The following is a 20,975-nucleotide window of genomic DNA, read 5'->3' on the forward strand; positions in this document are numbered from 1 at the left end:
CCGGTTACTCCACGAGCCCTTCGATCTCGGCCTGCGCCTTGTCCAGGGCGGCCTTGGCGCCGGACTTGCCCTGGGTGACCGACTCAATGGCGGAGTCCACCTTCGAGGTGATCTCGGTCAGCCGGGGATGGGACGGCGTGGTCCTCGCGGTCTCCATCTGCTCGCGCCAGACCTTCAGCTTGGGGTCGGTGGCGAGTTCACCGGTCTCCCAGGCCTGCTGGTTGGCGGGCAGGTCGCGGGTGCGCTCGTACCAGTCGGACTGGCCCCCCGCGTCGGTGAGGAAGGAGATGAACTCCTTGGCGGCGGCCTTGTGCTCACTGTCCGCGGACACGGCGAGGCTGGAGCCGCCGGCCATCGACACGGACTCCTGGTCGGCGGGCACGGGGGCGACGGCCCACTTGCCCTTGATGTCCGGGTAGTTCTCGTCGAGCAGCGACATGATCCACGGGCCGCCGAAGAACATCGGCACGTCGCCGGTGTTGAAGTCCTTGGTCACGTCGTAACCGGGGCGGACCGCCTTCTCGCTGAGCCCCTTGGCGAAGAACTCGCCGTAGGTCTCGAGCGCCTTGACCGCCTCGGGGCTGTTGACGGCGGCCTTGCCGTCCTCGTCGATGATCTCGCCGCCGGCGGAGTACAGGAACGGGTAGAAGCTCTGCACGGTGTCGAGGCCGCCGGGCTGGACGGACAGGCCCCACTTGGTCCTGGCCTTGTCCTGGTGGGCCTGGGCGGCCTTCAGCAGGTCGTCCATGGTGGCGGGCGGCTCGGTGAGACCGGCCTTGCGGGCGAGGTCGGTGCGGTAGAAGAGGACGCGGGTGTCGACGTACCAGGGGACGCCGTACGTCTCGCCGTCGTACGAGGCCTGCTGCCAGGCGGCGGGGAAGAAGTCGTCCTCCTTGACGGTCCTCGTGTCGACCGGTTCGAGGACGCCCATGTCGGCGAACTCGCCGAGGTAGGTCCCGCCCATCTGCATGACGTCGGGCAGCCTGCCCGCGGCGGCCGCGGCGACGAGCTTCTGATGCGCCACGTCCCAGCCGACCGGGGTCACCTTGACGGTGATGTTCGGGTGGGACTTCTCGTAGACGTCGGCGACCTCGGCGAGCTTCTCGCCCTCGGTGCCCATGGCCCAGACGGTGAGCGTCTGCTCGGCGTCGGCGTCCACGTCCGCGCCACCGGAGCCGCCACAGGCGGTGAGGGTGAGCGCGGACGCCACGGTGAGGGCGAGCGCGGCGGGTGTGGCGCGGTGCATGGACTGCTCCTCCTCGGGCGTTCCTGATGTATGCGCATTCTGTAAGCGCATACATGACTCTGCGGGAGGGCTCACGCCGTGACAAGGGGGAGCTGGGTCACACTCCGGTAACGGCTGCCGTGCCCGCGCCGGAGCGCCTGAAGGGGGCGTTCACCTGCGCGCGTACGGCGCGTCAGGCGGACACCCCCGGTGACGGGCACAGGGCCCTGTCAGCAACCTAGGCCGGGGGTGGGGCGTTCGGAAGCGGGTGTGAGATACGTCCCGTGGGGGTGTGGTGAGGGGGATGTGGTGAAGGCGTTCGGGGCGCGCGAGGCGCAGGCGGGTGAGTGCTTGCGGGGTGCGTGGACGGCCGCGAGCACGGCCGCTCCCTCCCCGCGTCGCACCGGGTGCCGCCCTCCGCACGGCGGACGTCAGGCCCCGACGGCGACGGTCCGCTCCTCGGGGCCGCAGCCGCAGCTGGCGCGGCGGGCGACCGTGACGGGGAGCATCAGGGACACCGGGTCGGCGTCGGGCGTGCCGCCGAGGCGGCGCACGAGGAGTCCGACCGCCTCCTCCCCCATCCGCAGCATGGGCTGGCGGACGGTGGTGAGCGTGGGGCGGACGAGCCGCCCGAGCGGGATGCCGTCGAAGCCGGTGACGGCCACGTCGTCCGGCACGGCCAGGCCGCGCCGCTCCAGTGCGTGGAGGGCGCCGACGGCCATCTGGTCGTTGGCGCACACGAGGGCCTGCGGCGGCCCGCCGTCGCGGTCGCAGAGGGCGTCGGCGGCGCGGGCGCCCTCGGCCTGGGTCATCATGGCGGCGCGTACGGCCGGCTCCTCGGGGGCGTCGACGCCCGCGGCGCGACAGGCGGCGAGGAAGCCCTGGAAGCGGGCCTCCACGTCGGGGGACTCCTCGGCGGAACCGACGAAGGCGAGGCGGCGCAGACCGTGGTCCTCGACGAGGTGGCGGGTCAGCTCCCGCTGTCCGTCGAAGTTGGCGACCTCGATGTGGTCGAGGTGGTCCAGGTGGTCGCCCTCCTCACGGGGCCCGGCGAGCATGACGACGGGGCGGCGCCGGGAGATGCCCTCGAGTTCCTCCGTGGGCACGGTGCGGGCCATCACCGCGAAGCCGTCGACACGTCCGGCGACCTTGGCGACGAGGCTCTCGGGGCCGCCCTTGAGGGAGGCGGCGATGAGCAGGGCGTACCCGTGCCGGCGAGCGGCGCGCTCCATGCCGCGGATGATCTGGTCGGAGTAGAGCATCGCCGCGTCGTCGTCCTCGGCGTCGGTGTCCGGGTCGGCGTAGTCGGGGAAGCAGAGGCCGAGGACGCCGGTGGAGCGGCTGGCGAGTCCGCGCGCGTTGCCGCTGGGCACGTAGCCGAGGTCGCGCGCGGCGGCGAGAACCCGCTCACGGGTCTGCGCCCGCACGGAGTCGGGGTTGCGGTAGACGCGGGACACGGTGGCGATGGACACGCCGGAGCGTTCGGCCACGTCGTACACCGTGGGGGCGGTACTCATCGGGGGTCATTCCTAGGTCGGTGCGCGGCGGAGTGTGGGTGCGATGGCGATGAAAGCGCATTCATCGTAGGGGGGTGCAGGTCAGGGCACAAGGGAGGAATTCGAGACAGGGGTGGTCCGGTGTGTGGGCGGCATCGCGCCGATCGGCGCGCCACGGGGGTGTTCGCGGCCGGTGACGCCGAGGTCCGGCATGGGGGCGGCGGGTCCGGGCACACGGACGGGGCGAGCGCAACTGACGATCCCTCACCCCGGAGGAAACGCGGATGACTTCGACGCACGGACACCACGAAGCAGGGTACGGACAGCCGACGGGCGCGGGTGAACGGCGCAACGGTTTCGGCATCGCGGCACTGGTTCTGGGCATCGTGGGCGCCCTGCTGTTCTGGACCGCGATCGGCGGCATCGTGCTGGGTCTGCTGGCCGTGATCTTCGGCGTGCTCGGTTTCCGGCGCAGCAGACGAGGCGTGGCGACGAACGGGACGATGGCGGTCATCGGCGCGGTGCTGGGCGCGCTGGCCCTCGTGGTGTCGTCGGTGCTGCTGGCCATGGGCGTCGCCGTGGTCAACAGCGACGAGTTCAAGGACTACCAGGACTGCATCGAGCACGCGAGCAGTCAGAGTGACCGGCAGGACTGCGCGCGGGACTTCGACCGGGAGGTCGACGAGCGGTAGGAGCCGGTGCGAGCACGAGCGGGGCGCGGCAGTGGTGCCGCGCCCCGCTCGTGCTCGCAGGGGCGTTCGGTCATGCGGGAGCCGGCGTACCGGCTGCCGGTCCGGTGTGACGTTCCGGTGTGACGTTCCGGACCGACGGCGTGCGGCGGTTCGCGCGCCTGAAGCGAGGAAGGCGCCGGGCGGGGCGCCCGGTTCCGGGCGGCTGCTGCCTTCCGCAGCCATGACCGTGAGGTGTTCACCCGCAGGGTGACGAGCGCGTCCGGTGGGTGACCGGCGAAGAGCGCACCGCGCTCCTGGTCCTCGTCAGCGGGCGCTTCCGGGTCGAACTGCCCGGGCGCAGCGTGCTCCTGGCCCAGCAAGGGGACTACGTCGTGTGGGGCCGGGGTGTCGATCACTCCCGGTTCGCGGAGGAGGAGTCCGTCGTCCTGACGGTCCGTTGGCCTGCTGTCCCCGGCCGGAGTTGATCTGCCGGAGGGAATCCCTGACCGCCCCGCAGGTTCCCGGTGTGGGCGCCCGGTGCGCCGTGCCCCCCATGGGGTGACAACCTGTCGTGGACCGTCCGATGGGGGGTAGGGGATGTCCACCGGAGTGGGACCACACACCCTTGCAGGAGGTACCGACCATGACCGACGACGCCTATCTGGTGCTGTTCGACGACCCCGCCGTGTCGCTGGGGGTGCCGCTCGCCGCCGTGGAGGACGCGGCCTTCCTGGACACACCGGCCGTAGGGGCGTGGCTGGAGGCGCAGGGCGTCACCGTGACGTCGCCGGGGCTGCGGCTGTTGCCGCCGGAGGAGACCTCCGCCATCCCGGAGGGCGCCGAGCGGCTGCCCGTTCCCCTCGGGGACGAGGAGCTGAGCCGCGTACGGCAGCTCAACGCGCCGTACGACGTCGCGCGGATGGAGGAGGAACTGCTCGCCTACCGGTCCTGCGCCGAGGGCCGCGAGGCGCTGCTGGCCCGTGCCGTGGCGGCCGGGGTGCCGGCGCACCGGATCGCCGAGCTGACCGGCGAGGACCTGACGACCGTCAAGTCCCTCGTCCACTGAGGCGCCACCGGGTCAGGGCCGCGCGACCGGGCTTCGCGGCATGGCGAGGTGGGCCAGGTCGCCCGGCGGAGGGCTGCTCACCGGCCACAGAGGGGCGGGCGTGCCGTCGGCGACCGCCGCCGGCGCGTCGGTCAGGTTCAGGCGCTCGCGCAGCCGGCCGTAGAAGTCCATCGGGCCGAGCCGTACGGCGCGCAGCTTGCGGGGGGACGCGTAGACGCCGACCCAGTCGCCCGGTCCGATGACGCCGCGGACCTGGCCGTCGATGCTGACGGCCGCCCGCCCGGACCGCTCCAGGATCCGCATGCCGACGGGTTCGTCCGGTGCCGCCACGACCGAGCGGTTGAACGTCATGTGCGGGGCGACCGGCGTGAACACCAGCACCTCCGCGCGCGGCGACACGACCGCCCCGCCGGCGGCGAAGCTGTAAGCCGTCGAGCCGGTCGGGGTCGCCACCAGCAGCGCGTCGGCGGAGTAGGAGGCGAGCAGCCGGCCGGAGATGTAGACGCCGACGGAGATCTGCCGGTCCCGGGCGAGCTTCTCCAGGACCACGTCGTTGAGGGCGGCCACGTCCAGCGGCACGCCCCACTCGCCGCCGGTCTCGCAGTCGGGGCGCACGCTGGTCGGCGGCAGCAGCGGGCCGCGTCCGTAGCGCATGAGCGCCTCGATGTCCGCGGGGACCTCCAGACGGCGGGAGGCGCGCATGGTCAGCAGCATCCGCTCCTCGACGTCGAGGCGGCCCTCGTGCACGGCGTCCAGCGCGGAGCGGACCTCGGTCATGGGCACCTCGGTCAGGAAGCCCACCCGGCCGAGGTCGACGCCGAGGACCAGGGCGTCCGCGGCGGCGGCCAGCCGGGCGCCGCGCAGGAACGTGCCGTCGCCGCCGAGGGTGACGACCAGGTCGGGGTCGCCGGCGGCGGCCACCTCCTGGCGGGCGCTGTGCCGGCCCCCGTCGGCCCACACGTCGATGTCCTTGCAGGCGATGCCGTGCTCCGCGCTCCACTCGCGGACCGTGCCGGCGGCCGCCACCGCCTCGGGGTGTCCGCCGTGCACCACCATGCCGACCCGCTTCACCGTCATCTCCGCCTCCCGGCTGCCGTTCACCCCGCCAGGGCGGCCTCACCCGCCCGGTTCCGCGACGTCCTTCCCATCCTGGCCGCGCGGCGGGGACCCCGCACCGGGAGGCGGGCACGGGACGGGACGGGGACACGCCGACGGCCCGGCACCGCTCAGTGCGGTGCCGGGCCGTCCGGACGTCGTGCTGCCTGCGGTTCGTCAGCCTTGGATCAGCCCTGGCGGGCCTTGAAGCGCGGGTCCTTCTTGTTGATCACGAAGGTCACGCCCCGGCGGCGCACCACCTGGGCGCCGGGCTTGTCCTTCAACGAGCGCAGGGACTTGCGTACCTTCATCACGTACTCCTGGAGGGAAAGCCCGGTACGGGCAGACCCGGGTCAGCGGCCCGCACGAGCGGCGCCGTAGCGCCGCTCGAAGCGCTCCACGCGTCCCGCGGTGTCGAGGACGCGGGCGGTGCCGGTGTAGAACGGGTGGCTAGCCGACGAGATCTCCACGTCGACGACCGGATACGTCGTGCCGTCCTCCCACTCGACCGTCCTGTCGGAGTCGAGGGTGGAGCGGGTCAGGAACTGGAAGCCTGCCGCGCGGTCACGGAAGACGACCGGACGGGAGACGGGGTGGATGCCGTGCCTCATGGATGTCCTTTCTCGCGGCCTCCGCCGCCGGGAGCGGCGGAGACGGGATGTGCCGACGACCTCACGCGGACGTACCGCGCGTCAGCGCTCCTCGCGGAAGAGGACGTGCTGTCCGGCGACCGCGTCGTACTTCCGCAGGACCAGCCGGTCGGGGTCGTTCAGACGGTTCTTGCGCGTCACGTAGGTGACGCCGGTGCCGGCCGTGGACTTCAGCTTGACGACCGGGCGTGCCGTGCTGCGTGCCATGAGGTGCTCCTTCCACCGTCACCGCCCGAGTCGAATGACTCGCGCATGTCAGGCAGCAGGTGTAACAGCGGCCCCCGGTCCCCTATTCCGCCTCCCCCGCGGGCGTCGTCCGGCGTGTCCCGGTGACCTTCGAGGCGGGCAGACGGCCGGCCCGCGAGGCGCCCCGCAGGGTGTCGCCGTGGACGTCGACCGCGAAGGCGAGGTTCAGCCGGAGGGGCCTGGTGACGGACTGGTTCCAGGTGACGTGAGCGCCGTCGACGGTGATGTCCCGGAGCGGCACGTCCTCGCCCGCGCCGGACGCGACGCCCTTGAGGGAGCCGTCCTGCCGGTGGAACTCGACGACGGCCTTGATGCGGCCGACGGGGGTGGCGACGGTCAGGTCCCAGACGCCTTCGAGGGAGGCGGTCCGGTCGGTGTCGGCGGTCATGCGCGGGAGGCTCCTGTGGTGAGGGCGGGGGTGGCGACGGACAGAGGCGGGGCCGTGCGTCACAGCGCCGCCGGGACGGGGCCCGTGGCGCGCCAGACCGTGCCCCGGCGCTCGTGGGCGAAGAGGGTCTCGACGGCGTGCGCGATGCGCGGGCCCAGTTCCCGTTCCAGCAGGTAGAGGCCCAGGTCGAGGCCGGAGGTGACGCCGGCGCCGCTGACCAGGTCGCCGTCGTCGACGACGCGGGCGCGCACCGCGTGGACGCCGGTCGCGTCGAGCATGTCGATGCCCAGATGGTGGGTCGTGGCGTGGCGGCCCTCCAGCAGGCCGGCCATGGCGGGCACCAGCGAGCCGCCGCACACCGTGGCGACGGTCACCCGCGGGTCGTCCAGCGCCTCCTTGAGCAGCGCGGGCAGCGCGGTGGTCAGGGCGCGGCCCAGCAGGACGGGGACGAACTCGTCCTGCCGCCACTCCCCCGCCCCCGCGTCGACGTCGGGCACCTCGCCGGGCTCGCCGACCCGGCCCGAGGCGCCCGGGACCACGATCAGGCCGGCGGCGCGGGGGTCGAGCGTGCCGGTGGCCCGCAGGGTGAGGGCGCCGGTGCCGCTCACCACCTCGCGCGGGCCCTCGGCGGTGACCAGTTCGACGGTGAGCGCACCGCCGGACGCGGTGCCTCCCGCGTACAGGACCTCGTAGGGCGCGACGACGTCGAGCGGGTCGAAACCATCGAACAGGACGATCTGGGCATGCATACGCGGTCTTCCTCCGGTGGGTCGTCCGGTCCCCCTCGGACGCGGACACCACCGAAGCTAACGAGCCGCCGGCCGGGGTCCCATGGGTGCGGGGGCCAGGTCCCGACGGGTTCCCGCCAACACCCCCGGCGGTCCGCCCGTCCCCCTCGCCCGCCGTGCGCGCGGCCACTCCCGGTTCCGCGCCCGACCGGCGACGGGCGCGCCGGCAGGCACCGGTCGCCGCCGTCGCGGCCGCGGGCCGAAAAGGAGTACCGAAGTCGCCGCGAGGGGCGAAGACTTGACGCATGAGCGACATGAACGCGTTCCGGGACGCGGTGACCGCATGGGCGGCCGGCGGGCCCGGTGAACCTGCGCGCGATCTGGCCGGGCGGCTGTCCGTCCGTACCGTCGTCCTGCTGGAGGGGCGCAGCGACGCCGCCGCGGTCGGTGCGCTCGCCGCGCGTCACGGCCGGGAGCTGACGGCGGAGGGCGTCTGCGTACTGCCGATGGGCGGCGCGATGAACGTCGGCCGTTTCTCCGCCCTGCTCGGCCCCCGGGGACTGGGCCTGCGTCTGACAGGGCTGTGCGACGAACGGGAACGCGGCCACTACGCGCGGGGCTGGGAGCGGGCGGGCGCCGGGAGCGACGGCGTCTTCGTCTGCGCGGCGGACCTGGAGGACGAGCTGATCCGCGCCCTGGGCGTGGAGCGGGTGACCGGACTGGTCCGGGAGCAGGGGGACTTCCGTGCCTTGAGCACCTTCCTGCGGCAGCCCGCGCAGCGGGGCCGGGACCCGCAGCAGCAGCTCCGCCGCTTCCTCGGCACCAAGAAGGGCCGCAAGATCCACTACGGCCGGGTGCTGGTCGAGGCGTTGGGCGAGGACAAGGTGCCCGCGCCCCTGGACGGTCTGTTCGCCGGTCTCTGACCGCGGGCGCGGACAGGGCTGTGGCGCGGCGGGCCCCGGACCCGGCGCGTCACCTGTGCGTCAGAACTTCGGGGTGGGCGCCTGCGCGTGCACCATCTCCGCGGCCTCCTCGTGGGTCTGCACCGAGGGCGGGGAGCCCTCCAGCGGCTGCCGCGCCGTCTCCTTCATGAAGGCCACGGCGATCACACCGACCAGGGCGGCGGCCATCGCGTAGTACGCGGGCATCATCTCCGAGCCGGTCGCGCCGATCAGCGCGGTGATCACCAGCGGGGTGGTGCCGCCGAACAGGGAGGCCGACAGGTTGTAGCCGACCGACAGCGAGCCGTAGCGCACGGACGTCGGGAACATGGCGGGCAGCGCGGCCGACATGGTGCCGAGCAGGCAGACCAGGGACAGACCGAGCATCAGCATGCCGGCCGACACCGCGACCAGGCTGCCCTGCCGCACGAGCAGGAACGCCGGGGCGGACAGGATCAGGAAGCCCAGCATGCCGGTCATCAGCAGCGGCTTGCGCCCGTAACGGTCGTTGAGCCGGCCGACCTGGTTGATGATCAGCATCAGCAGCACCATGGTGGCGACGAGGATCAGCAGCCCGTGCGTCTCGGAGTAGTGCAGCTCGTCGGACAGGTACGTCGGCATGTACGACAGCAGCATGTAGTCGGTGATGTTGTACGCGCCGACCAGGGTGATGCACAGCACCAGCGGCCGCCAGTGCTGCCGGAAGATCTTGGCGAGGTCGCCGCGGGCGGTGGTCTCCACGCGGTTCGCGGCGTCGGAGACGCGGACGCCGCCCTCCCCCAGCTTGAGGTAGGCGGGGGTGTCGTCCAGCTTCAGCCGCAGGTAGATGCCGACGACGCCGAGCGGACCGGCGACCAGGAAGGGGATGCGCCAGCCCCAGGCGTCCATGGTGTCGGAACCCAGCCAGGCGGTGAGCGCCACGACCAGAGTGGCCGCGCCCGTGTAGCCGGCGAGCGTGCCCAGCTCCAGGAAGCTGCCGAAGTAGCCGCGCCGCCGGTCGGGGGCGTACTCGGCGATGAAGGTGGAGGCGCCGCCGTACTCGCCGCCGGTGGAGAAGCCCTGGAGCAGCCGGAAGAGGATCAGCAGCACCGGCGCCCAGAAACCGACCGCCGCGTACGTCGGCAGCATGCCGATCGCGGCCGTGCCGATCGCCATCAGGATCATCGTGAGGGCGAGGACCTTCTTACGGCCGATCTTGTCGCCCATCGGCCCGAAGACCATGCCGCCCAGCGGGCGCACCAGGAACGCCACGGCGAAGGTGGCGAAGGAGGACAGCAGCTGCACCGTCTCGTTCCCCGAGGGGAAGAAGACCCTGCCGATGGTGCCCGCCAGGTACGCGTAGATCCCGAAGTCGAACCACTCCATGGCGTTGCCGAGCGAGGCGGCCTTCACCGCGCGCCTGACCGCCCGTTCGTCCGTCACCGTGATGTCCGACCGCCGTAGCGGCGGGTTCCGCCGACGGCGGATGGCACGGAACAGGGTCGGATGGCGTTTGGCCGCCTCGGGGCGGTGGGTCGGGCCGTTGTCGGTGGGGGACGTGGTGTCGTTCCTTTCCTGGACAGAACGGTGCATCGGGAACGTACCAGCGTTCCCGTGCGGGCGCCGTGGCAGGGGCGCCCGTTGGGGTCGTCGTGGCCGCCGTTCCCGGTGTGCCTCCGGCCGGGGCCACGGGCCTGTGTTCCCTGCGCTCTCACCTGTATGCCTCCGCTGCGCTGGTCGCCCGGGCCGAGCGGTGGTGCGGTGGGAGGCCGGGGGAAGCAAGCGTGCCCGGTGCGGGTCGGCACCGGGCGGACCGTCCGTCCCACAGGAGGCACACGTGATCACCCCTCGCCCGCTCGTCCGGCCGGCCCGCGTCCTGGCCGCCGCCCTGGCCGCCGGCACGCTGTTCGCCACGGCGGCCTGTTCCGGGTCGGACAGCAGCGCCTCGCCCGAGTCGGACGCCTCGTCCACGGTCGCCGAGCGGGGCCTCGCCGCGCAGACCACCTCGCCCGCCGCGTCGTCGCCTGCCGCCTCGGCCTCGCCGTCGGACCTCAGCGAGGAGGGCGCCCGGAACGCGCTGATCACTCCGGCGGACATCGAGGACGACTGGACGCAGGTGCGGGACCCGCGCGAGTGGCGGGACACGCTGCTGGTGGGCAGCGTCGACGTGGCCGCTTTCGTCGACGGACAGAGCGACGTGCAGGACTGCCAGCGCCTGGTCGACGCGCTGTTCGACGAGACGCTGCTGGGCAAGCCCACGGGGGCGTCCGCCGTCACCGGCTTCCAGCAGGGCGACTCCCGGCTGCTGTACCAGGTCGCCGCGTACGACAAGGCGGAGCTGGACGACTCCATGCAGTGGCTGAGCGAACTGCCCGACACCTGTGACCAGTTCACGCTGACCGGCGGCGACGCCGGGGAGCGCACGGTGCAGGTCATCGAGACGTCGCTGCCGGAGGGCGGCGACAACCGGCAAGGCCTGACCGTGACGGTGAAGGGTGAGAGCAACGGCGACCCCGTCACCCTGAGCCTGGACGTCGCCGCCGTGCAGATCGGCGCGGACGCGATCACGGTCACCAACGGCGGGCTGGACGGCGCCGACCACGACACCACGTCGGCCGCGGTGAAGCAGGGCACGCAGCGGCTGCAGGACGTGCTCGCGGGGCGGACGCCGTCGCCGACGCCGAGCGGGATCAACTGACCGGGGCGCGCGGGTGACGGATCCGGCGGAATTCCCGGACGGCGGGGCGGCCGCGGGCGGCAGTGGGTCCGCGCCCGGCCGGGGCGACGGACGGTACGGGCGGGAGCTGTTCCCGCCCGGGGACCCGCACGAGTCGGAGCGCATCGACGCCGCCGCCCTGGTGTACGACCCGGTCACCACCCGCCGGCTGCGGGAACTGGGCGCGGGTCCGGGCATGCGGTGCCTGGAGGTCGGGGCGGGCACCGGAACCGTCGCCCGGTGGCTCCTGGAGGAGGCCGGGGTGGCCGAGGTCGTCGCCCTCGACCGGGACACCCGCGCCCTGGCCGCCTGGGAGCTGCCCGGGCTGCGGGTGCTCACCGCGGACGTCACCGACGAGGACCTGGACCCGGGCCGGTTCGACCTGGTGCACGCCCGGTTCGTGCTGATGCACCTGCCGGGGCGCCGGAGGCTCCTCCACCGGCTGGCGGGCCTGCTCCGCCCGGGCGGCGTGCTGGTGCTGGGCGACGCGGTGGAACTGCCCGACACCCTCGACCGCTCCTCCGCCTACCGGCGCACCATGGACGCCATGTGGGCGGCGCTGTGGGCGACGATCGGCACCGACATCACCGAGGTGCCCGCGTACCCGCGTTACCTCCGTGAGGAGGGCCTGCGCGACGTCGGCGCGGAGGTGGTCTGCCCGCCCCTGGTCCCGGGCGGCCCCGCGGCTCACTTCTGGTCGGACACCTGGCGGCGTATGCGCCCGGAACTGGAGGCGACGGGGCTGGTGGACGCGCGGGTGGTGGACGAGGCGCGGGCGTACCTCGATTCACCGCTGCTGGCGGAGGTGGGTCCGGGGATGGCGCTGGCGTGGGGCCGTCGGGAGGACTAGGGCTAGCGGTCCGGGGACGCGCCTGTGAGCCGGTCCGCGGGGAGGGCGGGGACGGTGCGTCCGGCGTATCCGGTGGTCGTGGTGGCGGCGAGGAGGGAGTTGAGGACGGCCTCCTCCACGGCGTCGAGGACGGCCTCGAAGAGGGGGCTCAGACCGGCGTCGGCGAGCGGGGGCGCGGCGCCGGGCCGGGTGGTGGTGAAGGCCACCGCGTAGTCACCGCTGCCGTGGCTGTAGGCCGCGCCGGTCCGGGCGAGGGCGAACACGGCACGGCGCGCGACGCGGGTGAGCTGCCGGGCGTCGAGCGGGGCGTCCGTGGCGACGACGATCATGCAGGACCCGGTCTCGGCGGGTGGCCCTGCGCCCTCCGGTACCGGCGCCCCGGGGGTGAGGGTGCGCCCGAGGACTCGCAGGGTCCCGCCGAAGTTGGCCTGTACGAGGGCGCCCACGGTGAACCGGCGGTCCGCGACCTCCGGTGTACGGGAGGACGTCCCGATGCCGGCCTTGAACCCGAGGGCGACGGTGCCGGTCCCGGCCCCGGCACACCCCTCACCCACGGGCCCCGCCGACGCCCCGTCGAGCGCGGCCCGCACATGCTCCTCACGCACGGGCCGGCTCCTGATGTCGGACAGGAAGCCGTCGTTGCACTCCCCCACGACGGGGTTGAGACTCAACACGCCCTCACATCCGGGCTGTTCGAGCACCCACCCGACCAGGGCGTCGGCGGCCCGGAACGCGGACAGGGTGGAGGTGAGCAGCACGGGGGTCTCCAGCTCGCCGAGTTCGGCGAGCTGCGTGGAGCCGATGAGCTTCCCGTACCCGTTCCCGGTGAACAGACCGGCGGGAACCGGCGCCCCGGGCCGCACACCGTCGGGAACGACGGCGGTCACCCCGCTGTGCACGTCGGGCCGTGACCGGACGGTGGCATGCCCGACGCGGACTCCCGGCACGTCGGTCAGGGCGTTGAGCGGTCCCGTCGGGACGGGCCCGACGACGATGCCGAGGTCACGGGCGCGGGGGCGGGGGGTTGCAGCCGGGTCCATGCGGTGCGACCTTACACAGCGTTCCCGCGCGGACACCGCGGAGTCCGCCGAGGACTCACCCGCACGGCCACCGGCCGCCCGTCACCTCGCGAGCGATCCGACGCCACCGGCTCACGCCACCGGGCAAGGGCCAGGCCCAGGTCGGCCGCGACTCCGTCGGGCAGGGACGTCAGCGGGCCCGTGGTCTCGTCCTAGCGGGTTCGGGCGCCGCACGTCGTCGGCAGGGTCTGCGCCGGGCGGCGTCGGGGGTCGTGGACCGCGGGACGACGCGGGGCAGTTGGCCGCGCGCCGGCGTGGAACGGGGCGTGGGCATCAGGCGCTCAGCCCAGCTTCGCCGACTGCGCCTTCACCACCGCCGGCGGCAGTTTCGCGTCGCTCGCCCGGCCGTTGGCGATCGCCAGGCCGTTGACGGCGAAGTAGACGCCGACGACGTCGCCCGCGCGGACGATCTGGGTGTGGAGCGTGTGGGACACGCCCTGGTACGACGTCGTGGCGGTGAAGCCGACGGTCTCCTCGCCTGCCGGGGCGACGTCCTCCGCCGTGACCGAGTCGTACACGGTGCTGCCGTTGCCGCCCTTGGCGGTGAAGCCGTCCGCGCACGCGTCCACGGCCTTCTTCACGTCCGCCAGGACGGCCTGCGCCCCGCCGGACGCGTACGCCGTGAGCGTGACGTACGTCTGGGTGCCGCTCAGGCCCTGGGCCTCCGGGGCGAGGGCCCGCGTGAGGTCCGCCTGCGGCTCGCCGAGCGGCAGTTGGTTCATCGCGAGGGCCAGCGGGGCGCAGGCCGGCTGGTCGGCGGTCATCTCCGACGCGGACTCGGCGAGGGCGAACTCGTTGTCGTACGGCCGCACCGAGAAGCCCTTGACCTCGGCGGGGGTGACCATGAGCCCCGCCAGCCGCTCGGCCGGCGCAGCCTGCTCCGACCGGGTCGCGGAGGGCCTGGGCTCGCCCGTGGAGTTGTCCGGCTCCCCGCCTCCGCCGCACGCGGTGAGCGCGGCAAGGCAGAGGACGGCCAGGACGGGGACGGAACGGTTCACGGAAGGGCTCCTCATAGCCGTGGGGGGATGGTGAGGGTGTCAGTCGCCGAGCAGCGCGCATGGCCGAGGGGAAGGGAGGGGGTGTCCGCGGCGACCGCTCACGCTCGGCTCCGGCGGAACCGCCGCGTCGCCGAACGGCGGTGTCTCCGCCCGCGCCCCCGTCACCCTGCAATCTCCCCCGCCTGTCGCCGTGCACCGGCGCGGTGATGATAACGAACAGCGGCCACGTAGCCGGTCTCAGGGCGCGGGCGTCCCCGCGTCCGCCGCCGTCCCCTCCCCTGACTCCTGCTCCTCACTCGCCAGCGCCCGCGCCAGCGGAAGACGCGACAGCGCCAGCACACCGGCCGCGATCAGCGCGGCGCCCAGGAACTGCGGGATCAGCCACCAGCCCGTCCGGACGTACTCCTCGTAGACCGTGATCCCCAGCGCCAGACTCACGCACGCGTCTCCCAGGGTGAGGGCCGGCTGGGAGGCGACCAGCGGGCCCGACTGCATCGCGTTCTCGAGGAAGAACAGCGCGCACACCCCGAACAGCGCGAAGCCGTACGTCTGCCAGGTGGTGAAGAAGGCGGTGACGCCCCTGTCGTCGAGGGTGTGCATCGAGGTCTTCATCAGCGCGGCCGTCATGGCGTACGAGATCGCCGTGGCGAGTCCGAAGCAGGTGGCGCGGCCGCGGCCCTCAGGGCGGTGGAGCGCGGCGACGACGAGGGCGGCGATGGCGGCGGCGCACACGGCGACGGCCGGGATCCAGTGGGTCATCGGCACCTGGGTGCGGTTCCCGGCGGGCGAGGCCGCGAACAGGACGACGCCGAGCCCCACCACCACCGTGCAGACAGCCAACCAGCCGGCCCGGGACAGCCGCCCCTGGAGCAGGGCCGCGGCGATCACGAGGGCGAGGGGCAGTTCGAGGACGAACAAGGGCTGCACGACGGTGATCGGTCCGGTCGCGAGCGCCACGGCCTGGCAGACGCCCGCGGTGATCACGGTCGCGATGCCGACCAGCCAGACGGGGCGGCGCAGCAGGTCGAGGATCAGTCCGACGCGCAGGCCTTCGGCCTTGGGCACGGTCAGCGTGGCCTTGCGCTGGAGCACGGTCGCGAGCGCGTTGCTGAGCGCGGCGCCCAGCGCGAACAGGACCGGCAGCAACATGTCCGCCCTCCACGACGAGTCGGTCCGCCCCCGGTCCCTGCCATGGTGACCGCCCGGCGGACGGCCCGCGAACGCGGGAGCGGAGACGGCCCGCCCCGTGTCACCCGGCGGGCCCCGCCGGGGTCCGCCCGTCGCGGCGCGGGGCCGCCCAGCGGTGGTACGCCTCCCTGGCGTCGGGGACGAACGCCTCGTCCCGCACCAGCTCCGCGAGCTGGGGGTCCGTCAGCCAGTCGTGCCAGGCGATCTCGTCCGGGTCGGGGGCGACGGGTCCGGTCACCACCGCCTCGTGCAGCCCGAGCCAGTACGGGCTGATCACGCCGGCACACCGGAACTTGAGGACGAAGCGGGGGCGGGCCCGTACGCCCAGTTCCTCCGTCAGCTCCCGGGCGGCGGCCTCCTCGTAGGTCTCGCCGGGCTCCGACGCTCCGCCGAGCATGAAGTTGACGCCGTCCGGGAAGCGGACCGCGTCGGGCGGCCTGCGGTGCACGAGGATCCTCCCGCGCGTGTCCCGGCAGACGACCGTCGCGACGCGGTGCAGCCACCGCCTGCGGATCGCCTCGCCCCTGTCGACGAGGCCGATCACCCGATCGTCGTCGTCCACCCGTTCGACCAGTTCCGTCATGACCCCATCGTGCCCGCGGCCGGCAGGACCTGTCAGTCGTGCAGGCCGCGGGCCGCGGTCCAGGTGTCCGGGCCGCCGCCGCGCCACTCGACGCGCGGGGACTGCCGCAGCCAGCCGTCGTCGGCGTCCTCCATGCCGGCCAGCCGCAGGAACTCCACGACGTCCAGAAGGGTGTAGGCCATGCCCAGGAAGTGAGGGCCGGCGCGGACCCGGCGGCCGCCGTCGCCGGCGGGCGGGTAGATCACGATGGTCTGCCGGTCGCTCGCCATGGGTCAAGCGTGCACGGGGCGGCAGGGGCGCGCATGCGGGCGCGGGCCCGCCGGGGCGGCGGGGTCAGCCGCTCGCCAGGCTCGGCCGAGGAACCGGCCGGTCCGGGAAGGAACGGTCGCCGAAGAGGATGCGGGCCGCCGCGGCGCGGCCGGGCGGGGTGCGCAGGAGGGTGAACGCCGCGGTGGTCGCGGCGGGCGTCCGAATGTGCGCGAGTCCGGTGCGCAGCGCCAGCCGCCCGCGGAAGCGGGAGCGCAGGGAGGCGCCGCTGTAGTGGGTGAGGGCGTGGGGGGCGCCGGTGCGCAGGGCGTCGTCGAGGACCTGGGCGGCCAGGTCGGACAGCCGCAGGCACGGGTCGAGGCCGCCGGCGGTGAGCGGGGACACCGCGCCGGCCGCGTCCCCGACGAGCAGCCCGTCCGCACAGCCGATGCGGCGCAGCACCCCGCCGACGGGTATCGGCCCGCCGCGCCGCTCCACCGTGCCGGGGCGCCGTACGCCCTCGAGCCCGGGTGCGCCGGCGCTGAAGCGTTCCATGGCACGGCGCAGGCCGTCGGGGAAGCGGTCGGCGTACCCGGCGACGCCGACATGGGCGTGCTCCCCGTCGTTGACCGCCCACGCCAGGTATCCGGGGGCGACCCGGGGGTCGAGGACGCAGTGGAAGGTGGGCGGCTCGCCGTTCGGGGCGACCGGGTAGACCTCCTCGGCCCCGACCAGCAGATGCCGGTTGCGGTCGAGGCCGAGGTCGCGGGCGACGCTCGACCGGGCGCCGTCGGCGCCGACGACGTACCGGGCGCGGACCCGGAACGGCCCCTCTCGGCCGATCAGGTGGAACGTCCCGTCGCGCCGGCCGACGTAGCGGGTGCCCAGCGCGAGCCGTACGCCCGCCTCGACGGCGACCGCGGCCGACGTCTCGTACAGCCCGGCCATGTCGCCGACGCGGAACTCGTCCCGGTCGCTGACCAGGGCGACGGGACGGCTCAGGCTGGGCGGATAGAGCAGCATGCGCCGGATGGGCGGCCCGAGGTGGCGCTCGGGCAGCGGAAAGTCGTCGAGCGTCTTGCGCACGAAGATCCCGGTGGTGCGGATCGCGCCGGCCAGGGTGGTGCGCCGGTCCACGAGGAGGACGTCGTGTCCCTGCCGGGCGAGCCGCGTGGCGACGTGGAGCCCGGCCAGTCCGGCCCCGACGACCAGCACGTCGGTACGGTCCGCACCCCCGGACCCCGGACGGACGGCGGGCGCGGGGGCGGGCACGGGGGCAGGGACGGCTGGGGACATCGGGCACTCCAGGGCATGGCACGAGGCACGGGAACGGGACGCGGACAGGGGGCGCCGGAAGCACCGCACAGCACCCGCACACCGATCGAATGACGATGGGAAGCTATCGAAATTCGATAGGTGCGGCAAGTGCGGGTCCCGTCCGTGCGGGGCCATCGGGGTGGCCGCGGGCCGTGTCGGGCACCCGTACCCCGAGGGCGCTGGCCATCCTGGGCCGTGCGGCGCCTTCCGGAGCGAACAAGGAGTACGGCATGTCCATGGACTCGGTCGAGCGTTTCCTCACGGCCCTGGACCCGGAGCACCGGGACGCTGTCAGCGCGAAACCCCACGAGGAGCAGCAGCGGCTCGCCGACGCCTGGGAGCGGGAGCTGGCGGACGACACGGAACTTGACACCCTGGACGAGCTCTCCCCGCCGGCCGCGGAGGCCGAGGCGGCCCGGCGCGTCCTCGGCCTGGAGGCGGGTTAGCGGCCATCCCGTCGTGCCCGGCGCTTCGCCCGGTCGCCGGTGCCCGTATGACCGGTACCGGTCAGTTCCCCACTCCCAGGGTGGACATGAAGACGGCCGGGTACCGGTCCCCGCGTGCCGAACCCGGCGGCACCGCCTTCTCGATCTCCGCCAGGTCGTCCGCGGTGAGCTCCACGTCGAGCGCCGGCAGCGCCTCCGCCAGCCGCTCGCGGGTACGGGCGCCGACGAGCGGCACGATGTCCTCGCCCTGCGCCGCCACCCACGCGATGACCAGCTGGGCGACGGTGCAGCCCTTGGCCTCGGCCACCCCGCGCAGCGCCTCGACCAGGGCGAGGTTGTGCTCCACGTTCCCCGCGGTGAACCGAGGGCTCGCCGCACGGTGGTCGCCCGGCCGGCCGGCGCGGTGCGGCGACCAGTGCCCGGAGATCAGCCCGCGGGCGAGGACGCCGTACGCGGTGAGGCCGATGCCCAGCTCGCGCAGGGTGGGCAGGACCTCCGCCTCGACGGCGCGGGAGATCAGCGAGTACTCGATCTGCAGGTCGGCGACGGGATGCACGGCGTGCGCCCGCCGCACGGTCTCCGCTTCGACCTCGGAGAGACCGAGGTGCCGTACGTAGCCGGCCTCGATCAGTTCCTTGACCGCGCCGACGGTTTCCTCGATCGGCACGTCGGGGTCGCGCCGGGCGGGCCGGTAGATGTCGATGTGGTCGGCGCCGAGGCGGGTCAGCGAGTGGGCGAGGAAGTTCTTCACCGCGGCCGGGCGGCCGTCGACCCCGCCGAACGTGGGGCTGGGGCCGCTCAGCATCCCGAACTTCACGCTCAGCACGTAGCTGTCCCGGTCCCTGCCGCGCAGGGCCTCCGCGAGCAGCAGCTCGTTGTGGCCCATGCCGTAGAAGTCGCCCGTGTCGACGAGGGTGACTCCGGCGTCCAGCGCGGCGTGCACGGTCGCGACGCTCTCGGTGCGGTCGGCCTCGCCGTAGGACCCCGACATGCTCATCGCGCCCAGGCCGAGAGCGGAGACCCGCGGTCCGGTGCTGCCCAGTGTGCGTGTACGCATCATGTGCTCCCTAGTCGTCCTGTCGCCCTGTCGTGTTGCCGTCCTGTCGTCGAACCGCCAGGACCGCCTCCACTGTGTTCCGGCGGCGGGGCGGGCGGGAGCGGAGCGTTCATCATGGGAGCGCCGCTCCCTGGATGGGCGTCCGGCCGCGCGGGACCATGGGGGCGTGGAACGAGAACAGCTCGCCGACTTCCTGCGCCGCCGCCGTCAGGCGATCCGCCCGGCCGAGGTGGGCATCGCCGACGGACCCCGGCGCCGCACGCGCGGACTGCGCCGGGAGGAGGTGGCGATGCTCGCCGGGATGTCGGTGGACTACGTGGTCCGTCTGGAGCAGGGCCGCAGCAGTCAGCCCTCGGCGCAGTTGCTGGTCGCGCTGGCCCGCGCGCTGCGTCTGTCCGACGACGAGCGCGACCATCTGTTCCACCTGGCCGGTCACCGGCCCCCGGCCGCGGACGGCACGGCCCGGATGGCACGCGCGGGGCTGGTGCGCATGCTCGACCTGCTCGGCGACACCCCGGCCGCGGTGATGTCCGACCTCGGCGAGATCCTGGCGCAGAACCGTGCGTCCCTGCTGCTGATGTCGGACCACACCGGCTTCCGCGGCGACCGCCGCTACATGATCTACCGCTGGTTCACCGAGCCGGAGGTCCGCACCGTCTGCCCGCCGGAGGACCGGGACCTCAGCAGCCGCAGGCTGGTCGCCGACCTGCGCGCGGCCGTGGGACGCCGGGCGGGCGACCCGACGGTGGCGGGCCTGGTCGAGCGGCTCGAGGCGGTCAGCGCCGAGTTCGGCGCCCTCTGGGCGGAGCACGAGGTCGCGGTGCGGCGCGCGGACCGTAAGACGCTGCTGCATCCCCGGGTCGGCCGGCTTCTGCTGGACTGCGAGACCCTGGTCACCCCCGACCAGGGGCAGCAACTGCTGGTGCTCACCCCGGCGGACGCCGAGACGCGCGAGCGGATGGAACTGCTGCGGGTGCTCGGCAGCGAGGAGTTCCCCACGGGAACGGCAGACCGTGACGGGCGGTGACGCCGCGCCGCCCGCCCAGAAGCCGGCCCGGTCCGCCGCCGGTCGCGGCGGACGGCGTGACGCTCCTCCACCACTCGTGGCCGGAGGGAGAGACCGCGGCCCGCCGTCGTGGGCGCCGGCCGGGAGCCGGACGAGGGGACGGGCGGACGCCCGCCGGCCCGGTCGAGGGGCCGGCCTCGTTCGTCACGGCCGGCCGGGACGCCTGGCCGCGCGGCGGCCGGGGCGCGGTGCGGTCGTCCGGCCCTGTGGGCGGCTCGCGGTTCCTCCGACCCGGTCATGTGTCCACGGCTCCGCCCGCCGCCCCGCGCGGTGCCGCAGACACGACAGCACCACGACGAAGGGCCAGAGCGACTGGACGGCCGTCACCACGCGTTCGGCGACGCCCGCCATGCCGTCGCGGTGCGTCTCGACGAGGAACCACACCGCCCCGGCGACCATCACGGTGGTCGCCCCGAAGGACGGCAGGGGCCGCAGCGCCCACGGCGTGCCGCGGCCGGCGGTCGCGGCGAGGACCGGCCACAGGGCCAGCGTCGTGAACCCGACGGCGGCCACCGATCCGTGCCCCAGCGAGCCTCCGCTGCTCGGGACGGGAACCGTCGCCACGGCCAGTGCGGCCACTCCCCCGCCGGCCAGCGCCACCCGGCCGGCCGCCGCGGCCGCCCGCAGTCCCCACGCGGTGAGCAGGTGGCAGACGCCCAGCGCGTAGAACGCCCCGGTCATCACCCAGGAGCCCGAGGCGCCGTACGCCGCGAGGACGCTGATCGTCTGCGTCACCGGGTCGTAGGCCGCCCCCTCCAACGCCGCCGAGATCGCCCAGCCCGCGATCAACAGCACCGGCGCGCACCCCGACGAGAACAGAACCCACCTGGGAACAAGCCGCATTGGACCACCATAAGCGGATCAACCGACCTCTACAGGTGCAAGCCAGCTATACCCGAAATCTCCTGAGATGAGCGTTTCGCCTCTTCGGCGTAAGGTGATTG

At 73.9% G+C, this 20,975-nt stretch carries 24 protein-coding genes and 1 pseudogene; 8 read left to right on the forward strand and 17 right to left on the reverse strand.

All coding sequences use genetic code 11. From position 1 onward, the window contains the following. Positions 1 to 4 precede the first annotated feature (4 nt). Together ACP7TJ_RS00715 and ACP7TJ_RS00720 are read right to left on the reverse strand one after the other, a co-directional pair. Complete coding sequence (locus ACP7TJ_RS00715) at positions 5 to 1,246, reverse strand: sugar ABC transporter substrate-binding protein (protein ID WP_427761674.1); 1,242 nt, start codon at positions 1,244 to 1,246, stop codon at positions 5 to 7. A 410-nt stretch (positions 1,247 to 1,656) separates the two neighbouring features. Next, positions 1,657 to 2,742 (reverse strand): LacI family DNA-binding transcriptional regulator, encoded by a 1,086-nt coding sequence (locus ACP7TJ_RS00720; protein ID WP_367534156.1) that lies wholly within the window; start codon positions 2,740 to 2,742, stop codon positions 1,657 to 1,659. Positions 2,743 to 3,005: 263 nt separating this feature from the next. On the opposite strand from ACP7TJ_RS00720, the gene ACP7TJ_RS00725 reads away from it, so the two are divergent. The 3 genes and pseudogenes from ACP7TJ_RS00725 (at position 3,006) to ACP7TJ_RS00735 (ending at position 4,458) form a co-directional block, all read left to right on the forward strand. After that, positions 3,006 to 3,413, forward strand: a complete 408-nt coding sequence (locus ACP7TJ_RS00725) for a DUF4190 domain-containing protein (RefSeq protein ID WP_167744155.1) — start codon at positions 3,006 to 3,008, stop codon at positions 3,411 to 3,413. Between the two features lie 230 nt (positions 3,414 to 3,643). Continuing rightward, positions 3,644 to 3,877 (forward strand): annotated as a pseudogene (locus tag ACP7TJ_RS00730) (signal peptidase I); the annotation flags it as partial. Positions 3,878 to 4,035: 158 nt separating this feature from the next. Next, positions 4,036 to 4,458: a DUF6003 family protein gene (locus ACP7TJ_RS00735; RefSeq protein WP_093769661.1), complete on the forward strand. Its 423-nt coding sequence runs from the start codon at positions 4,036 to 4,038 to the stop codon at positions 4,456 to 4,458. Between the two features lie 12 nt (positions 4,459 to 4,470). Here the strand turns inward: ACP7TJ_RS00735 and ACP7TJ_RS00740 are convergent, their stop codons facing one another. The 6 genes from ACP7TJ_RS00740 to ACP7TJ_RS00765 form a co-directional block, all read right to left on the reverse strand. Next, on the reverse strand, positions 4,471 to 5,535 hold the full coding sequence (locus tag ACP7TJ_RS00740; RefSeq protein ID WP_167744157.1) for an NAD(+)/NADH kinase: 1,065 nt from the start codon (positions 5,533 to 5,535) through the stop codon (positions 4,471 to 4,473). 206 nt (positions 5,536 to 5,741) lie between these two features. Beyond that, positions 5,742 to 5,864 (reverse strand): type B 50S ribosomal protein L36, encoded by a 123-nt coding sequence (gene ykgO / locus ACP7TJ_RS00745; RefSeq protein ID WP_427761677.1) that lies wholly within the window; start codon positions 5,862 to 5,864, stop codon positions 5,742 to 5,744. 42 nt (positions 5,865 to 5,906) lie between these two features. Continuing rightward, positions 5,907 to 6,164, reverse strand: a complete 258-nt coding sequence (locus tag ACP7TJ_RS00750; RefSeq protein ID WP_093769662.1) for a type B 50S ribosomal protein L31 — start codon at positions 6,162 to 6,164, stop codon at positions 5,907 to 5,909. An 81-nt stretch (positions 6,165 to 6,245) separates the two neighbouring features. Beyond that, complete coding sequence (gene rpmG / locus ACP7TJ_RS00755; RefSeq protein WP_006130960.1) at positions 6,246 to 6,410, reverse strand: 50S ribosomal protein L33; 165 nt, start codon at positions 6,408 to 6,410, stop codon at positions 6,246 to 6,248. 82 nt (positions 6,411 to 6,492) lie between these two features. Next, complete coding sequence (locus ACP7TJ_RS00760) at positions 6,493 to 6,837, reverse strand: hypothetical protein (protein WP_427761681.1); 345 nt, start codon at positions 6,835 to 6,837, stop codon at positions 6,493 to 6,495. A 59-nt stretch (positions 6,838 to 6,896) separates the two neighbouring features. Further along, complete coding sequence (locus tag ACP7TJ_RS00765) at positions 6,897 to 7,586, reverse strand: DJ-1/PfpI family protein (RefSeq protein WP_093769664.1); 690 nt, start codon at positions 7,584 to 7,586, stop codon at positions 6,897 to 6,899. Between the two features lie 284 nt (positions 7,587 to 7,870). On the opposite strand from ACP7TJ_RS00765, the gene ACP7TJ_RS00770 reads away from it, so the two are divergent. Then, on the forward strand, positions 7,871 to 8,488 hold the full coding sequence (locus tag ACP7TJ_RS00770; RefSeq protein ID WP_427761683.1) for a TOPRIM nucleotidyl transferase/hydrolase domain-containing protein: 618 nt from the start codon (positions 7,871 to 7,873) through the stop codon (positions 8,486 to 8,488). A gap of 60 nt (positions 8,489 to 8,548) precedes the next feature. On the opposite strand, the gene proP is transcribed toward ACP7TJ_RS00770, so the two are convergent. Continuing rightward, positions 8,549 to 10,078 (reverse strand): glycine betaine/L-proline transporter ProP, encoded by a 1,530-nt coding sequence (proP, locus tag ACP7TJ_RS00775; protein WP_093769666.1) that lies wholly within the window; start codon positions 10,076 to 10,078, stop codon positions 8,549 to 8,551. Between the two features lie 244 nt (positions 10,079 to 10,322). Between proP and ACP7TJ_RS00780 the strand changes: the two genes are divergently transcribed. Together ACP7TJ_RS00780 and ACP7TJ_RS00785 are read left to right on the forward strand one after the other, a co-directional pair. Then, positions 10,323 to 11,183 (forward strand): hypothetical protein, encoded by an 861-nt coding sequence (locus tag ACP7TJ_RS00780; protein ID WP_167744161.1) that lies wholly within the window; start codon positions 10,323 to 10,325, stop codon positions 11,181 to 11,183. A gap of 13 nt (positions 11,184 to 11,196) precedes the next feature. Next, positions 11,197 to 12,051 carry a class I SAM-dependent methyltransferase gene (locus ACP7TJ_RS00785; RefSeq protein WP_266543809.1) on the forward strand — a complete coding sequence of 285 codons (855 nt, stop codon included), beginning with the start codon at positions 11,197 to 11,199 and terminating at the stop codon, positions 12,049 to 12,051. Between the two features lie 2 nt (positions 12,052 to 12,053). Here ACP7TJ_RS00785 and ACP7TJ_RS00790 read toward each other — a convergent pair whose 3' ends face one another. The 6 genes from ACP7TJ_RS00790 to ACP7TJ_RS00815 all read right to left on the reverse strand — a co-directional run bounded on the left by ACP7TJ_RS00790 (position 12,054) and on the right by ACP7TJ_RS00815 (position 17,360). Then, positions 12,054 to 13,091 carry a P1 family peptidase gene (locus ACP7TJ_RS00790; protein ID WP_266543812.1) on the reverse strand — a complete coding sequence of 346 codons (1,038 nt, stop codon included), beginning with the start codon at positions 13,089 to 13,091 and terminating at the stop codon, positions 12,054 to 12,056. A 320-nt stretch (positions 13,092 to 13,411) separates the two neighbouring features. Next, positions 13,412 to 14,128 carry a hypothetical protein gene (locus ACP7TJ_RS00795; RefSeq protein WP_266394362.1) on the reverse strand — a complete coding sequence of 239 codons (717 nt, stop codon included), beginning with the start codon at positions 14,126 to 14,128 and terminating at the stop codon, positions 13,412 to 13,414. Positions 14,129 to 14,365: 237 nt separating this feature from the next. Next, positions 14,366 to 15,277 carry a DMT family transporter gene (locus ACP7TJ_RS00800; RefSeq protein ID WP_189909270.1) on the reverse strand — a complete coding sequence of 304 codons (912 nt, stop codon included), beginning with the start codon at positions 15,275 to 15,277 and terminating at the stop codon, positions 14,366 to 14,368. Positions 15,278 to 15,377: 100 nt separating this feature from the next. Next, positions 15,378 to 15,899: an NUDIX hydrolase gene (locus ACP7TJ_RS00805; RefSeq protein ID WP_427761687.1), complete on the reverse strand. Its 522-nt coding sequence runs from the start codon at positions 15,897 to 15,899 to the stop codon at positions 15,378 to 15,380. Between the two features lie 32 nt (positions 15,900 to 15,931). Next, on the reverse strand, positions 15,932 to 16,168 hold the full coding sequence (locus tag ACP7TJ_RS00810; protein WP_093769673.1) for a hypothetical protein: 237 nt from the start codon (positions 16,166 to 16,168) through the stop codon (positions 15,932 to 15,934). Positions 16,169 to 16,232: 64 nt separating this feature from the next. Next, positions 16,233 to 17,360 carry an NAD(P)/FAD-dependent oxidoreductase gene (locus ACP7TJ_RS00815; protein ID WP_367534252.1) on the reverse strand — a complete coding sequence of 376 codons (1,128 nt, stop codon included), beginning with the start codon at positions 17,358 to 17,360 and terminating at the stop codon, positions 16,233 to 16,235. 332 nt (positions 17,361 to 17,692) lie between these two features. On the opposite strand from ACP7TJ_RS00815, the gene ACP7TJ_RS00820 reads away from it, so the two are divergent. Then, entirely contained in the window at positions 17,693 to 17,908 is a 216-nt protein-coding gene (locus ACP7TJ_RS00820) for a hypothetical protein (protein ID WP_189909268.1), read from the forward strand. Between the two features lie 61 nt (positions 17,909 to 17,969). Here the strand turns inward: ACP7TJ_RS00820 and ACP7TJ_RS00825 are convergent, their stop codons facing one another. Then, a complete protein-coding gene (locus ACP7TJ_RS00825; RefSeq protein ID WP_427761690.1) occupies positions 17,970 to 18,965 on the reverse strand; it encodes an aldo/keto reductase in 996 nt (331 codons plus the stop codon). Between the two features lie 166 nt (positions 18,966 to 19,131). Here ACP7TJ_RS00825 and ACP7TJ_RS00830 point away from each other — a divergent pair, with 166 nt between their 5' ends. Next, positions 19,132 to 19,992 (forward strand): helix-turn-helix transcriptional regulator, encoded by an 861-nt coding sequence (locus ACP7TJ_RS00830; RefSeq protein WP_189909266.1) that lies wholly within the window; start codon positions 19,132 to 19,134, stop codon positions 19,990 to 19,992. Positions 19,993 to 20,175: 183 nt separating this feature from the next. On the opposite strand, the gene ACP7TJ_RS00835 is transcribed toward ACP7TJ_RS00830, so the two are convergent. Then, positions 20,176 to 20,874, reverse strand: coding sequence for a DUF998 domain-containing protein (locus tag ACP7TJ_RS00835; protein WP_370162317.1), 699 nt, complete (start codon positions 20,872 to 20,874; stop codon positions 20,176 to 20,178). Between the last annotated feature and the right edge of the window lie 101 nt (positions 20,875 to 20,975).

Origin of the sequence: Streptomyces sp. DSM 41931 (assembly GCF_050271085.1) — a bacterium.
Classification (GTDB): Bacteria; Actinomycetota; Actinomycetes; order Streptomycetales; family Streptomycetaceae; genus Streptomyces; species Streptomyces albogriseolus.

Excerpts from the sequence above, each read along its gene's own strand:
- ACP7TJ_RS00715 (WP_427761674.1), bottom strand. The coding sequence starts at position 1,246 with ATGCACCGCGCCACACCCGCCGCGCTCGCCCTCACCGTGGCGTCCGCG.
- ACP7TJ_RS00720 (WP_367534156.1), bottom strand. The coding sequence starts at position 2,742 with ATGAGTACCGCCCCCACGGTGTACGACGTGGCCGAACGCTCCGGCGTG.
- ACP7TJ_RS00725 (WP_167744155.1), top strand. The coding sequence starts at position 3,006 with ATGACTTCGACGCACGGACACCACGAAGCAGGGTACGGACAGCCGACG.
- ACP7TJ_RS00735 (WP_093769661.1), top strand. The coding sequence starts at position 4,036 with ATGACCGACGACGCCTATCTGGTGCTGTTCGACGACCCCGCCGTGTCG.
- ACP7TJ_RS00740 (WP_167744157.1), bottom strand. The coding sequence starts at position 5,535 with ATGACGGTGAAGCGGGTCGGCATGGTGGTGCACGGCGGACACCCCGAG.
- ykgO (WP_427761677.1), bottom strand. The coding sequence starts at position 5,864 with ATGAAGGTACGCAAGTCCCTGCGCTCGTTGAAGGACAAGCCCGGCGCC.
- ACP7TJ_RS00750 (WP_093769662.1), bottom strand. The coding sequence starts at position 6,164 with ATGAGGCACGGCATCCACCCCGTCTCCCGTCCGGTCGTCTTCCGTGAC.
- rpmG (WP_006130960.1), bottom strand. The coding sequence starts at position 6,410 with ATGGCACGCAGCACGGCACGCCCGGTCGTCAAGCTGAAGTCCACGGCC.
- ACP7TJ_RS00760 (WP_427761681.1), bottom strand. The coding sequence starts at position 6,837 with ATGACCGCCGACACCGACCGGACCGCCTCCCTCGAAGGCGTCTGGGAC.
- ACP7TJ_RS00765 (WP_093769664.1), bottom strand. The coding sequence starts at position 7,586 with ATGCATGCCCAGATCGTCCTGTTCGATGGTTTCGACCCGCTCGACGTC.
- ACP7TJ_RS00770 (WP_427761683.1), top strand. The coding sequence starts at position 7,871 with ATGAGCGACATGAACGCGTTCCGGGACGCGGTGACCGCATGGGCGGCC.
- proP (WP_093769666.1), bottom strand. The coding sequence starts at position 10,078 with ATGCACCGTTCTGTCCAGGAAAGGAACGACACCACGTCCCCCACCGAC.
- ACP7TJ_RS00790 (WP_266543812.1), bottom strand. The coding sequence starts at position 13,091 with ATGGACCCGGCTGCAACCCCCCGCCCCCGCGCCCGTGACCTCGGCATC.
- ACP7TJ_RS00800 (WP_189909270.1), bottom strand. The coding sequence starts at position 15,277 with ATGTTGCTGCCGGTCCTGTTCGCGCTGGGCGCCGCGCTCAGCAACGCG.
- ACP7TJ_RS00805 (WP_427761687.1), bottom strand. The coding sequence starts at position 15,899 with ATGACGGAACTGGTCGAACGGGTGGACGACGACGATCGGGTGATCGGC.
- ACP7TJ_RS00810 (WP_093769673.1), bottom strand. The coding sequence starts at position 16,168 with ATGGCGAGCGACCGGCAGACCATCGTGATCTACCCGCCCGCCGGCGAC.
- ACP7TJ_RS00820 (WP_189909268.1), top strand. The coding sequence starts at position 17,693 with ATGTCCATGGACTCGGTCGAGCGTTTCCTCACGGCCCTGGACCCGGAG.
- ACP7TJ_RS00825 (WP_427761690.1), bottom strand. The coding sequence starts at position 18,965 with ATGCGTACACGCACACTGGGCAGCACCGGACCGCGGGTCTCCGCTCTC.
- ACP7TJ_RS00835 (WP_370162317.1), bottom strand. The coding sequence starts at position 20,874 with ATGCGGCTTGTTCCCAGGTGGGTTCTGTTCTCGTCGGGGTGCGCGCCG.